This is a genomic window from Grimontia sedimenti, assembly GCF_011045095.1.
GTDB lineage: Bacteria > Pseudomonadota > Gammaproteobacteria > Enterobacterales > Vibrionaceae > Enterovibrio > Enterovibrio sedimenti.
Genome location: NZ_JAALDL010000001.1, coordinates 371,988 through 385,146 on the forward strand (window position 1 = coordinate 371,988; position 13,159 = coordinate 385,146).

The 13,159-nt window shown below is 46.8% G+C and carries 15 protein-coding genes; 5 read left to right on the top strand and 10 right to left on the bottom strand.

Annotated features, from left to right (window positions below; all coding sequences use genetic code 11):
• The first annotated feature begins 97 nt into the window (after positions 1-97).
• Positions 98-1,318 carry a urate hydroxylase PuuD gene (locus tag G5S52_RS01640; protein WP_165011510.1) on the top strand — a complete coding sequence of 407 codons (1,221 nt, stop codon included), beginning with the start codon at positions 98-100 and terminating at the stop codon, positions 1,316-1,318.
• Positions 1,319-1,837: 519 nt separating this feature from the next.
• On the opposite strand, the gene G5S52_RS01645 is transcribed toward G5S52_RS01640, so the two are convergent.
• Positions 1,838-2,350 carry a hypothetical protein gene (locus G5S52_RS01645; RefSeq protein ID WP_165011511.1) on the bottom strand — a complete coding sequence of 171 codons (513 nt, stop codon included), beginning with the start codon at positions 2,348-2,350 and terminating at the stop codon, positions 1,838-1,840.
• 201 nt (positions 2,351-2,551) lie between these two features.
• Here G5S52_RS01645 and G5S52_RS23690 point away from each other — a divergent pair, with 201 nt between their 5' ends.
• Together G5S52_RS23690 and G5S52_RS23695 are read left to right on the top strand one after the other, a co-directional pair.
• On the top strand, positions 2,552-3,478 hold the full coding sequence (locus tag G5S52_RS23690; protein ID WP_235956041.1) for an SgrR family transcriptional regulator: 927 nt from the start codon (positions 2,552-2,554) through the stop codon (positions 3,476-3,478).
• 38 nt (positions 3,479-3,516) lie between these two features.
• Entirely contained in the window at positions 3,517-4,308 is a 792-nt protein-coding gene (locus G5S52_RS23695; RefSeq protein ID WP_235956042.1) for an SgrR family transcriptional regulator, read from the top strand.
• A 4-nt stretch (positions 4,309-4,312) separates the two neighbouring features.
• Here the strand turns inward: G5S52_RS23695 and G5S52_RS01655 are convergent, their stop codons facing one another.
• The 5 genes from G5S52_RS01655 to msrP all read right to left on the bottom strand — a co-directional run bounded on the left by G5S52_RS01655 (position 4,313) and on the right by msrP (position 8,991).
• Positions 4,313-5,194, bottom strand: a complete 882-nt coding sequence (locus tag G5S52_RS01655; protein WP_165011512.1) for an AEC family transporter — start codon at positions 5,192-5,194, stop codon at positions 4,313-4,315.
• A gap of 9 nt (positions 5,195-5,203) precedes the next feature.
• On the bottom strand, positions 5,204-6,571 hold the full coding sequence (locus G5S52_RS01660; RefSeq protein WP_165011513.1) for an MATE family efflux transporter: 1,368 nt from the start codon (positions 6,569-6,571) through the stop codon (positions 5,204-5,206).
• Positions 6,572-6,595: 24 nt separating this feature from the next.
• Positions 6,596-7,225, bottom strand: a complete 630-nt coding sequence (locus G5S52_RS01665; protein ID WP_062664194.1) for a hypothetical protein — start codon at positions 7,223-7,225, stop codon at positions 6,596-6,598.
• A 126-nt stretch (positions 7,226-7,351) separates the two neighbouring features.
• Complete coding sequence (gene msrQ, locus G5S52_RS01670) at positions 7,352-7,969, bottom strand: protein-methionine-sulfoxide reductase heme-binding subunit MsrQ (protein ID WP_165011514.1); 618 nt, start codon at positions 7,967-7,969, stop codon at positions 7,352-7,354.
• Positions 7,969-8,991, bottom strand: a complete 1,023-nt coding sequence (msrP, locus tag G5S52_RS01675) for a protein-methionine-sulfoxide reductase catalytic subunit MsrP (RefSeq protein ID WP_002535919.1) — start codon at positions 8,989-8,991, stop codon at positions 7,969-7,971. Before msrP ends, msrQ begins: the two co-directional genes overlap by 1 nt.
• Positions 8,992-9,498: 507 nt before the next feature.
• Here msrP and G5S52_RS01680 point away from each other — a divergent pair.
• The gene (locus tag G5S52_RS01680) at positions 9,499-9,909 is read left to right on the top strand and encodes a hypothetical protein (protein WP_046306394.1); all 411 of its coding nucleotides are present in this window, start codon (positions 9,499-9,501) and stop codon (positions 9,907-9,909) included.
• Between the two features lie 190 nt (positions 9,910-10,099).
• The gene (locus G5S52_RS01685; protein ID WP_165011515.1) at positions 10,100-11,059 is read left to right on the top strand and encodes a L,D-transpeptidase family protein; all 960 of its coding nucleotides are present in this window, start codon (positions 10,100-10,102) and stop codon (positions 11,057-11,059) included.
• A 19-nt stretch (positions 11,060-11,078) separates the two neighbouring features.
• On the opposite strand, the gene G5S52_RS01690 is transcribed toward G5S52_RS01685, so the two are convergent.
• The 4 genes from G5S52_RS01690 to G5S52_RS01705 form a co-directional block, all read right to left on the bottom strand.
• The gene (locus G5S52_RS01690; RefSeq protein WP_165011516.1) at positions 11,079-11,324 is read right to left on the bottom strand and encodes an LPP leucine zipper domain-containing protein; all 246 of its coding nucleotides are present in this window, start codon (positions 11,322-11,324) and stop codon (positions 11,079-11,081) included.
• Between the two features lie 204 nt (positions 11,325-11,528).
• Positions 11,529-11,981: a copper chaperone PCu(A)C gene (locus G5S52_RS01695; protein ID WP_165011517.1), complete on the bottom strand. Its 453-nt coding sequence runs from the start codon at positions 11,979-11,981 to the stop codon at positions 11,529-11,531.
• 60 nt (positions 11,982-12,041) lie between these two features.
• The gene (locus G5S52_RS01700) at positions 12,042-12,626 is read right to left on the bottom strand and encodes an SCO family protein (RefSeq protein ID WP_165011518.1); all 585 of its coding nucleotides are present in this window, start codon (positions 12,624-12,626) and stop codon (positions 12,042-12,044) included.
• Entirely contained in the window at positions 12,623-13,078 is a 456-nt protein-coding gene (locus G5S52_RS01705; protein ID WP_235956043.1) for a hypothetical protein, read from the bottom strand. Before G5S52_RS01705 ends, G5S52_RS01700 begins: the two co-directional genes overlap by 4 nt.
• Positions 13,079-13,159 lie beyond the last annotated feature (81 nt).

Here is a 13,159-nt window from a genome sequence, read left to right on the forward strand (position 1 = left end):
TAACGAACAGGCCGATATCTGAGAAAAACAGGAAGGGGCGACGTAAGCTTTTTTGTAGCAGACAAATTTAGCGACGGCGTCCGTACAGGAGGTTGTTATGGATCCGTATATCACGGAATGGCTCAATCTGGTAGTGCGCTGGGTACACATGATTACTGGTGTTGCCTGGATTGGTGCGTCGTTTTACTTCGTATGGCTGGAAAACAACTTAAACAGATCGAACCCTAAAGAAGGATTGTCCGGCGATTTATGGGCGATACACGGTGGTGGTATCTATCACCTCGAGAAATACAAACTTGCGCCGCCTAAAATGCCTGAAACACTTCATTGGTTTAAGTGGGAGGCTTACTTCACCTGGATCACGGGTGTTGCACTGCTCACCATTGTTTTTTACTCCAATGCAGACATTTACCTCGTTAAACCGGGGTCGGGTATAACGCCAATGACAGCGGTAGCGATCGGTGTTGGGTCTTTGATTGCTGGCTGGTTTGTTTACGATTTTCTATGTGATTCTCCACTGGGCAAAAAGCCCATGTTACTTGGATTAGTGTTATTCGCTTTCTTGGTCTTTGCTGCTTGGGCGCTGAGCTTGGTCTTTAGTGGCCGTGGTGCTTACATTCATGTTGGTGCCATTATCGGTACCATCATGGTGGGTAATGTGTTCCGTATCATCATGCCAGCGCAGCGTGGGTTGGTGAAAGCGATTGAAGAGGGCACAGAGCCGGATCCTGAACTTCCTGCCAAAGGCCTATTACGTTCACGTCACAACAACTACCTCACGCTGCCTGTGCTGTTCATAATGATCAGCAATCATTTCCCCAGCACTTATGGCAACGAATACAACTGGGCGATTTTGGCGGGTCTTTCAGTGATTAGCGTATTGGTTCGCCATTACTTCAATACGCGTCATGGGAGTCAGAAGTATGCGTGGACCATCCCGACTGCAGCGTTAGGTTTGGTTTGTCTGGCATTTGTCTCTGCGCCTCAGTCTGCTTCTCAAAACGTCTCAGCAGGCCATTCTCACGAGATGCCGACTTCATCTACAGGTAACGAAGACCTTATATTTGTTTCGGTACAAGAGATCATTTTGGAGCGTTGTACGGTTTGCCACTCCCAAGCGCCAACCCATCCTGCTTTTGCCACTGCACCAGCGGGCGTCATGTTGGATACACCAGAACAGATGCAGCTAGAAGTCTCCAGAATCGTAGCGCAAACGGTGACCACAAATATCATGCCTCTTGGCAATCTGACCCAAATGACACAGGAAGAACGTGAATTGATCGGACAGTGGGCTGAAGAAGGTGCGCAGATCCAATAGGAAAGACATATTTATTTCATGAATAAAAAGCCACCTCGCCATGAGGTGGCTTTGTTCTTTTCTGATTTAAATCAATGAAATATGTGTTAACAGCTTTTACGCTGTATGAGTGGTTATGGAGGTGATTCACGGTTTCCATAGTTGTCGTGAATTTTTTAGCCAAAAAGTTAACATTTCACGAGATTTGCTAACGGGTTTTGGTTATACTTCGCGCCGAACAAAAATTCATCGATTCGCAGAAGCAAGACGTGGCGGCATTTCAGACGGTGCTACGCAAGCCGAGCAAAATACTTAGGAGAGAAACGTGGAAACTATTCTGGTCGTCGCATTTATCGTTGCAGCATTCTTTATCGTTAAAAAAGAGCGCGCTTGCCGTTCATAAATGCTCCGGTTACGACTGTTTGATACACTTTTTCAAAGCCCAATGTTCAGTCGATAACAAAAATTAAAAAGCGCTAAAGCGAAAAAAGAAAAAGCAGAGCCAGAGCTCTGCTTTTGTGTTTCTGGGAATACGTTACCCTATTCGCTTACAACAAGGTTTCCATTACCTGCCAATGAAATAAGGTGCTGTTTGATGGCGGTTGAAGCGTCAGTCGTCAGCCCGTATACATCGTAAATTCCGATGACTTTTCCATCAGACTCTTCCGAGCTAAATAACATTCCCGTTGCCACTGGTGTGCCTTCTTGCATTGCGACATACAGTTCGACATGCATGCCGTCAGGCGTCGGCAAATCTGTGAGTGAAAGTTGAGATAAGAACTCCATGATGGTTTCGCGTTCTGATTCTGGCCATTTTTGCGCAAGCGTTTTTGCGTAGCGAACCATCAGCGGGTGACAATCAACTTCATAAAATGTAAAGCCTTCTGCTGTGCCACCAGACGATTTTTCCGTTGAAGCGGGTTCTGCTTCCGCTGTCTTGTACAAACGTAAACCTTCTTTGCTTTCAGCCGTTGGGAATTGTGCACTTTCTACGTGGCTTGCCATCCAAGCCTGTTTTTTGTGGAAGTGGGAAAGAACGGTGGATTCGCTCATAAGAACTCCGGAATCTAGAATGTCCGAGAACTCAATCTCTCGGCAGCGTGAAGGCAATCTTCAATCGTGCTTCGATAATAGCGCTGTTCGATGAAATAACAATGGCTCACCAACAAAATGAGGAAATACTCAAGCCGAGTGGCGATAAGTTGACCAGTTAACCATTGCTGGAGAATCATGATTTTAGGTATAAAATAGGAAATGGATTCGATAATCGCTGACTTCTCAGGTTCCCCTTTTATGTCCGGACAACGCCTTCAAACCCAGTTTTCAATGATTTATAACCGTTTCGACGGAAAAGACGCCGATACCAATCTCGAGACCATGGCGGACATCTTTTGTTGTACCCGTCGCAACGCAAGAATGGTGCTCAACAAGATGGCAGAGCAGGGCTGGTTGAGCTGGGAGCCCGCAGTCGGCCGAGGAAAGCAGAGCCGCCTGACGTTTCACCGCAGTGATTCTGATCTTCAAATGCGCCGCGTTAGAAAGTGGGTTCAGGAAGGCAAACTGGACGCAGCGCTTGAAGAGCTGGACAATGACGCCGCTAAACTTGCAAGGCTGATTCAGGAACAGTTAGGTGTTTCTACACAGGAAGGTAAGCAGATCATCCGCCTTCCTTATTACCGCTCCTTCCCTACGTTAAACCCAGCCAAACCTTTACGCCGTTCCGAGCAGCACTTGGTCTCTCAAATATTTAATGGATTGACGCGACTTAATGAAACCAATGAGAAAGTCGAGGCAGATTTAGCACATCACTGGGAATCCATCACAGATACCCATTGGCGATTCTATTTGCGCCCTGCAGTGAAATTTCATGATGGCACGTTATTGAGTGCAGAAGATGTGATTTGGTCAATCAATGCCATGACCGGCAGTCCTTACTTTTCTCATATTCAGCATATTGAAGCGCCAGCAGAGAATGTCGTGGATTTCTTTTTGAGCCGGCCTGATGTGAGGTTTGCTGAAACCCTAGCTGTTCCCATGGCGTCTATTCAGTCCCACAAGGCGGCAAAAAGTAAAGATGCCGACGCTTTTCCTGTGGGGACAGGCCCCTATCGAATCGTCGAAAACAACAGACGCCACCTGGTGCTGAAAGCACACGACCAGTATTTGGGTATCGTGCACTGACTGATGAAATTGAAATATGGGTCCTGGATAGCGCAGCAATGTGTTATCTGCAGCCCACCGCGTCGCTTGATCCTACCGCGTTGGATTCTCGACAAGGTGCACTTCAAAGCGCAGCGAACGAGCGGCTGGAGATAGACGAAGGTTGTGACTACCTTTTGCTGAATAGAAAAACGGGTATTGCGAAGGACAAGCGCTGGGCGGATTACCTTTGTCAGCGTGTTTCATCGCTTTTCCTATTGCCTCACTTGGCGGAAAGGGGAATTGGTGAATACCGTCTGACTAATGCCTATGGTTTAGTTCCTGGATGGATACATACCAAAACGGCGAGACAAGATGTATTGCCTCCTTCAAAATCAAAACTGAGGCTGGCTCATCAGGCCGATAATCCTCTTTTTCCACTTCTTGCAGCGGCATTAAAAGACATGTTGGAAGAGGACGGCATCGAGCTGGAAATTCACACCGTGCCATACGAAGAAATGATGCAGCCTATCAACCCGAAAAAAGTGGATATCTGGCTTTGTGGAATGAGTTTGGGTAGCAAGAAGCATGATGCAATTCTGCCTTGGTTGATGAATTTTGATCATGTTTCATCAGCTATGCCAGAGGGTGAATTTGAGGCATTGATTGAGAAAATGGCGGCGTGGCGCGCCCAGAAAAACGAAACCTTCAATGCAGAGTCATTAGGGCGTCTGCTGGTTGAATCCTCACAGATCGTCCCACTTTTCCATATCTGGCAGGGCGTTGTAGACGGGCAGGAACTGGAAGATGTTGCCTCAAACCGCGTCGGCTGGTTTGATTTCAAATCTGTGTGGAAAAAGCCCTCTCTTTAACGCTTCATAACCATGCAAAAGCCGCGATAAGCAATAAAGGTAGCGTCAATACGGTAAAGCCATTTCCGAACAGTACCATTGATGCTACCTCATCTGCGCCCACTTTAAAGCGCTCGGCGTAGAGAAAATTCATCACTGCTGGTGGCAGCATGGCGAACAAAAGCATCATTCGCATGTGCTCTGAAGGAAGAGGGATAAAAAAGTAGATCAGCGTAAAACTGATTGCACCTGTCACCAAGCTCAATACCGTGCTCAACACCCCAACGCGAATCCCAGACCACTTAATGGCGGTAAGCTGAACGCCAAGTGAAATCAGCATAACGGGAACCGCAGCATTTCCAACAAGCGTCATGCCTTCATTGAGTGGATTCCAAACCGTCCAGCCATTGAAATTGAAAACCAACGCAAGCATAGCCGCCCAAAGTAGCGGCATTTTAAGGACGTTGCTGAAGCGATATTCGCTGTTGCTTAGTAAAGCCATGCCCACGGTGATGTGGAGAATGACTGATACTACAAATAGCAAAACTGCTGGAGCTTCCGCACTAACCCCAAATGCATAGCCAAAAAGAGGAATAGCAAGGTTCCCGCTATTGCGGAACATTTGCGGAGGTCCCCATGTTTTAAAAGGCAGTGACATCACTTTTCCGATGCCGAACATTAAAACACCTGGGAGTAAAACAGCGAGAACCGCAGCGGCGATGAGCGAATTCTGTTGGCCGCCCATAGGCATAACAGAAAGAGTCGTGAACACCAGACATGGCACCATTAAATCAATATTGATTCGGTTGATATGGCGCATATCAGGTTTGAATGCCTTGCCTACAAAAAAGCCAGCAGCGACGACGGCAAAAACCGGAAACAGTATGCTAATGACTTTTTCGAGCATCCTTGCCTCTTATAGTGATTGATTATCCTGTGACACCGTAACGGTTTGCGTTTGATATAACTTCCACAGCATCCATGCAGTGAGTAGAGTGCTTGTACAGGCTAAAGAAATCCAAGTGCCTGTTGTGCCGAGTAGTTTCGTCATGCAATACAGCATGGCGGCAATAATGACCAGTTTACCGCCAGTCAGCCAATTGGCAATGCTCGCCTGATTGATAGACTGAAAATATATCGCACCGACCAGGAGCAAACCTTCCATTGGCAAGCCCCAGAAGTAGAGGTATATGCCTTCTCGGGTCACTACCGCCAACTCTGGATTATCACCGGCAAAGGCATAAATAATGGCTTCAGGAAATCCGTATACGATAAACAAGCCAAAAGCGGCAACAATCATGGTCGCACCAAAAGCGATATTGCGGCTGGTTTTAACACGCTGAACCTGGCCTGCTCCCAGGTTAAAGCTGGTGATCGGCTGCATGCCCAAGGCGATACCTTCAAAAGCTAAATAGAAAAAGGCTTCTGTATAACTGACTATGGCATAGGCAGCGACATTGATAGGAGCACCAGAGGCGAGAAACGCCATATTGTGAAAAGTGAGCACCACAGACAGATACAGGTACATCAGAAAACCCGGAATGCCGAGTTGAAGAATGTCTGTGATCGTTTTGGCTCTAATGGCGATGGAATTTAGCGTAAAACGTAACCGGGTAGTTGGTTTGAAGAAGTGGCGTAAACAAAGCAATGCAGTCGCGGCCTGCGATAGCATCGTAGCAATCGCCGCGCCTTTCAGCTCCCATGGGATCAGAACGATAAATACCCAATCTAGAAAGATATTCAGTACGCCGCCAAAGATCATGATGAAAGTAACGCGGTTTGGTTCCCCATCATTTCTCAATAAAATAGAGAATGCCATGGATACCAGCGCAAATACGCCCATCCCGAAATACCACCGAAGGTAAGTGACTGCCATTTCTGCAACCCGACCTTCTGCACCAAGTGCGAGAATGACATCTTCGCAGAACGCTACTCCGATGATTGAGATAAGAAGGCTGACAATGAGAGATAAAGACAGTGCGTTCCCAACAATATGTTGCGCGACGTTTGGCTTTCCTTGTCCAAGATTGATAGAAACAAGAGATGCGGCGCCCATGCCAATCAGGTTGCCGAGAGCATAAAGCACTGATCCAATGGGATAGGCGAGCATAATTGCCGCCAGACCTTCTTCGCCCACGAAATGGCCGATAAACATGCCATCGACTGCAACGTAAATTCCGGTCACCAGCATGGCAGCGATTGTAGGTAGTGAATAGCGAAGGAAAAGGCGTAACAATGGCGCGTCGCGCAGCATCGCGTCGTTAGCGTGAACTTCTGTGGTCATGAGATTCCGTTCAGGGTGGATCAGTTACAGCGTGTAGGCAGCGGTGAGTAGCATGTATTTGAACAGTGGCAATCCATCGCGATGACGGAAAAGAGGATGAAATATCCGGTGTCGACCGTCACTCAGATTGCATTCTTGCGCAATATCTTCGGAAAGGCTGCGATCTGCGTCGACTAATCGGATCCCTTGCGCGGCATACTCTTCTTTGTGGATGGGTTGGTGACCGAGCCACCAACTCGGTACGGACTTACTCGCGCTGGAGCGGTCGACCCAGTGATCGGCAACAATGATGAGCCGTTTCTCTTTATCACTTGCCGTATCTAGATGCTCTAACGTCCATTGCGTGTCTTTTACAAGACCTTTTCGGCAGGCAACATTCGCACTGATTAAGCGATGCGCGACAATATAGATTTGATGTTCAGGGCTTTCAATGCGAAACGCAGGATGTTTGAGTGTGGCTGTTTCATCAAGCTGCGTGTATTCCGCATCGATATTGAGATTGTTGTAGGAGTGGATTAAACGACGCGCCAAGGCTTTGCCTAAATGGCTCTCTTTCATTCCACGGTTGTGGATCGTCGGATAATGGTGTTCGCAGAAGCTGACACAATCAGATTGGAAATCTCTCAAGCTCTGCGAAATGAGTTCGTCCAGCAAAAACGCCTACTCCAAAAAATCAACACTACAACATAGGGTTGCGTCAAGGTTCCTTAAAGTATGGCAAAAATTTGAAATTTGCTATATCTGGATGCACTAATTGTGCAGAGCTGTTCAAAAGTGAGGCTATGTCCTCCTAAATACTGGTCTTGCAACGATTCTTTTTAGGGTTTTCCAACGAATCGCTAACAGCGTCAGCGCCAAAAGTATGTAAATTGTCGGTTCGATAAGTTCTGATTTTGACGACCAGTAGAAATGAACCGGAGCAAGAATAAGTGCCAGATAAACTAGGTTGTGTAACTTCTGCCATTTCGCGCCCATACGGCGTTGGATTTTTGCAGTCGACGTAATTGTCAGTGCAAAAAGGATCAGCCAGCCTAATGCACCGAATGTCAGATAAGGTCGTGACAGGATTTCTGTCCCTAGAAGTGAGAAATTGAAAGTCAGATCCAACGCAAAATAGGTCAGCATATGTAACGTTGCCCAAAAGAACGCATAGAGACCGACAACACGACGACAACGAACCAACAAACCGTTTTTGGTAAAACGGGCGATTGGGCTGATCAACATAGTCACTACCAAGGTATTCAGCGCAGCGATGCCTGTGTAGTGAGTAATACCATCGACCGGGTCTGCACCAAATCGACCCGATAAAACCAAGTTTACCAAGTTGACGGCAAAGCCAAGACTAACAAGATGAACAATAGTTTTGATCAGTGTGATGTGCGTGGGCGTTAAACGCATTAATAATTCGCCTTCAGGTTCATGTCCGTATACAAGTGAGCGACTTCTTCCTGATAGCCATTAAACATCGCGGTCGGCTGACGACGAGAGCTGAAAATAGAACCTTCACCAATAAAACGCTCTGAAGCTTGGCTCCAACGAGGGTGGTCAACTTGCGGATTGACGTTGGCATAGAATCCGTATTCGTGTGGCGCCAACAAATTCCAAGTTGTCGCTGGTTGCGCTTCCAGAAGGTGAATCTTCACAATGGACTTGATGCTCTTGAAACCATATTTCCACGGCACAACCAAACGCACAGGTGCGCCATTCTGCGGTGCGAGTGTTTGACCAAACAGTCCGACGCTAAGCAAGGTCAGCGGATTCATGGCTTCATCCAGTCTCAAACCTTCTACATAAGGATAATCAATACCACCACCAACAAACTGAGAACGTTGTCCTGGCATTTGCTTTGGATCATGAAGGGTTTCGAATGCCACGTACTTAGCGCTTCCCATTGGGTCCGCTTCTTTCAACAGTGCCGCAAGGGAGAAGCCTACCCAAGGAATGTTCATGGACCATGCTTCAACACAGCGCATGCGATAGAAGCGGTCTTCGAGAGGGAATTTTTTGAGCAGATCGTCGTAACTTAGCTTCATGGGTTTGTTCACTAAGCCATCGACTTCGAGTGTCCATGGATTAACCACGAAATTTTGACTGTTTTCGACGGGATCACCTTTACCAGTGCCGAATTCATAGAAGTTGTTGTAGGTCAGCACTTTTGACTCAGGGGTTGTTTCCAGCCCTTTGCCATAAGGTGTTTTCTCTGCAACCAATGGGGATCTGACAAAGGTTGTGCCATCAGTTGCTTTGTCATCATCACCACCGAAAATACCAAAAATGTTGGCCTGGGATTGGGCGGCGAAGGGGAGGCTGGCGGTCACGATTCCGAGTTTTTTCAGAATTTCACGACGGGACTTGTAAACACTTTCCGGGGTGAGCTCATTTTCTTTTATTTCTGATTTCTTTGGCACTCGGATCAGCATCAGGTTACTCCGTTTTCAATCTGTGCGAAGGCACGTTACAACTCTTACCTATCAGACCTATATAACGTCAAAGTTCTTTCAATAGATTAGGGTCTGTTGACCTTTTTTTGTTAAATATTGTTCTAGCGAAAAGCGTTTTAGGCGCGGCGAGGTTTGTGACGCCTAGTGTTTCTAAGCAAACAGACCTCAACAAAGCATAAAACGCTTTTAGCACGGGACGCGCAGTCGAACCCGTAGGGCAGCGTTTGTGGCTCCTTTCTTCTGAGTTATCGGTTGTTTCATGTAGGATAACTACACATCAAAACCTCTGCCTTGAATAAAGCACTCACAAACAGCTGCAATATTCACAACAAAAGGTCATCAGACCCTATTCTTTTATGAAAAAACGTTCATTACAGTATGGTAGTTGCGATGGATGATGGGTAGAGTGAAGTCGAACGAGAAGTCATTGACTAAGTGATTATTTAACCGCCAGTTTCCAAACGTGCTCCGGGAATGGATTTTCAAATGAAACGTTATATCTTTATGCTCGCACTTGCATCATCGGCTATGCCGGCTTCAGCGCAAGGCCTTTCGGCGGGCGTGTTCATCGGTTCTCCTATGTCTGGTGTCAGCATTGCCCAGCATAACCTTCGTGTATCAATCGGCATTGAAGAAAACGGCGTCGCTGTCGACGGAACCTTTAATCTGGGTGATTGGCTCGCCCGCCCAGAATTTGCACCCGTTTATGCTTACACAGGTGCCCAATGGGTAGACGATAAACACCATAAATGGGGTCCGCGTGCTGGGTTGGGGATAGCTGTTCCAATGGGGCATGGTGATATCGAACTTTATGGCGAGGCGGGTACAACCTGGTATTGGCAGGATGACGCTGCTTTCAAGTTTGAAGGGGCTTTTGGCCTGCGCATGTTCTTCTGAGCATGTTTTGTACAAGGCACAATCTTGTTAAAAGAGCGCTGATAAGCGCTCTTTATCTTTGTGTGTCGGCCGTGAGAAACAACAGCGAATAATCAGGGGTATTGAAAGGCATAGCAGAGAGCAAAGGTCATATCTCGTGTTATCTTTTAAGAAGAAACTAATATCAAAAATTTTGAGAGAAATAGGCGAGATGAAATTCGCGCGTAAACTAATCCCAGTCTTGTTTGCCAGCCTCCTACCAACGTTATCGATGGCGAATGAGTATGCCTGGCCAGAAGCCGAAACACGTCTGATAGGGGACAACCCGGTCCATATTGTTAAGCCGGGTGAACACCTCGAATTGATTGCCAAAGACTACAACGTCGGTTTTTTGGCTTTGCTTTCTGCAAACCCGGGAATTGATCCTTACCTGCCAAAACCGGGAACGTTTGTCACCATTCCACAGCAATTGATCCTTCCTGACGTTGATTACGATGGTATCGTTATCAATCTGGCGGAGTTGCGTCTCTACTACTTCGATACGGAAAACCAAAAGGTTCATATATTCCCGATTGGTATTGGTAGTGTTGGTCGTGAAACGCCGATTATGACAACCAAAATTAGCCAAAAACGCGAAAACCCGACTTGGACACCACCAGCAAGCCTGAGAAAAGAGTATTTGGAAGAGCGCAATATTGTGCTGCCAGATGTGGTACCAGCTGGCCCTGAAAACCCGCTTGGTACTCACGCGCTGAGATTAGCTTATGGCACCGGCTCTTATCTTATACATGGCACGAACAAAGACTTCGGTATTGGGCTTCGTGTCAGTGCAGGCTGCATTCGTATGAGACCGAGCGATATCGTTTGGCTATTTGAGAAAGTCGCATTGGGTGAAAAGGTTCGAATTATCAATGAGCCAGTAAAAACCAGTTATGAGCCAGATGGCGCTGTATTTGTTGAAGCACATCGACCGCTTTCAATCGATGAAACAGAAGTGGGTAAACGAGTTTTGACGCAACCTGATCCGCGTATCACACATTGGCTGAAATCGAATCAGATGAATTTTAGCCGTTATCGCGCAGCACTTGCTGTGCAATCAGGTATACCCATTGAGGTAGGAAACGCTTTCGCACAAAACGCTGCGGCTCCCGAAGGAGCCGCAGAATTATAGGGGGAATATGGTGTAGTTCTTACTTGCTGTAAGACTGCGCCATGTTGTCAATGCGCTCATTCGCACGAGCCGCTTCATCATAAGAAAGCGCTGATGCCGCTGCTACGTCTGCTACGTCGCCTTGTAGAGCTGAAACTTGGTTAGACAGAGAGTCTACTTTAGACGACAGATCAGCAACGCTTTGCTCAAGACCTGATTTGCTTGAACAACCAGCGAGTACTGCGCTGGAAGCGATTGCTGCTACTGCTAGGAGACGAATTTTCATAGTAAAAACCTCTTCGTTTTTGTTGGGTTGCCTTACTGCTTTATATTTACCTGTTTAAACAACTGGCTGCAGTATAACCATAGACTGGGTTTTACTATTCTGCCGCTTGGGCGTCAGCTTATCCGCCTCAATGTTGATACAGCTTAAAAAACTAAGCATGTCATCAGCATAATAGATTAGAACTTTGGCAATTTTACGACCAATTCAGTGCTTGTGTTTCATATGTGCGCCCGACATAACCTTCTTGATTGGCACTTCTTGGGTAATTTGTGTTCCATCTGAAAAGGTTAGCGTTAGCGGAAGTGTCTCACCTTCCTTAAGTGGTTTTTGCAAATCAAAGAGCATTACGTGTAAACCACCCGGCTTCAATTCCGTCATGCCTTGTGCTGGTACCTCGATACTTTCTACTTGGCGCATTTTCATCATGCCATCGTGCATTGCATGGGTATGCAGTTCTACAACTCCCGCTGCGGATGTTTTTGCATTAAGGAGCGACACAGTTTCATCCCCGCTATTTTTCAGCATCATAAAAGCTGCGCTGTTTGGCGCGTGTGGCGGTGTAGCGCGTGCGTAGGGTTCTGAAACTTCAATCGCGGCAAAAGAGGAAAAAGAAATAGCACTGAATGCGGCTGCTAAAAGAGAAGCACGAAAGTTCATTGGAAACTCCTGTTAAATAAGCGCGACCCGTATCCACAAGTCGCCGAAATCTCATTGTGTTTATTGTGTTTGGGTGGTGAGCCTAAGAATGGCGTCTGAAACCATGTTTGGATTCAACGTATGAGGCACTTTTTCAAGTAACTCACCTTTAGGGTTCAGGAAATAGAAGTAAGAGCTGTGGTCTACGGCGTATTCCATGGCAGAGTCTTCCATATGTGTGATTTGGTAAAGCACGCCATATTTACGAGCCAATGCCGTCGTTTTATCTGTTGATGTGCTGGCGCCTTCAATATTCGGATGAAAATATCCAGCGTACTCCTGGGCGGCTTCACCATTATCTCGCTCAGGGTCAAGCGTGATGAATACGGGCCTTACACCTTCGAGTGTTTCTTCAGGCAAAGACTTGAGTGATGCTGAGAGAATTGCCAGTGACGTAGGGCATACATCTGGGCAATGGGTGTAGCCGAAATAGACCACGCGCACTCTTTCGTCGTTTTCATCAAACAGGTTGATGGTTTCTGTTCCACTTTGAAGTAGGCCGATTTCTGATGAGGTAGCAGCAGATTTGTCATTTTGCTCAACGAGGTATCGCGCACCAAAACCAGCCAAAAGAGCAGCGACAACAACCAGAACTTTTACTTTCATCGAGCCATCCTTACGTCAATAGGTAAAGAGAGAGCGTTATCAGGGCTTTTGACTACGCCTCGCCAAGTCATTTCATCTTCCATACAGATTGGGAGCATCAAGTCTCCTGTATACAGGTTATTGCCTGCAGAAGAGAGTTTGAGTTTGTAAATTCCCATGTTCATCTCAACGCCTTGAAGCTCTACCATCAGGTGATCGACACTTGCATTAGAAACTTCCACACGGATTTCAGTAGGAATAAGAGGAGCGGCCGTGGCTGATGCCATCGAGACGGTTGCGTGGTCAAACGTACAGGGAGTTGTGCCTATGGTGCAGTTTAGTGCTGGCGATGGCATGGCAGGTGTTGCTTCATCAAACAGGGTTTTATCTGCAAAGAAGTAGCCAAAGGCAACAACAAGCGCTAGACCCATTAATTCAACGCCGCGTCGGCGTCCGGTGCCAGTTAAATTCATAAAAGAGCTATAGCCAAAACAAAGAGTGAACAGCTTATCATTTCATAGTTGTTGAGGCTGTGAGAAACCTCTTGAAATGAA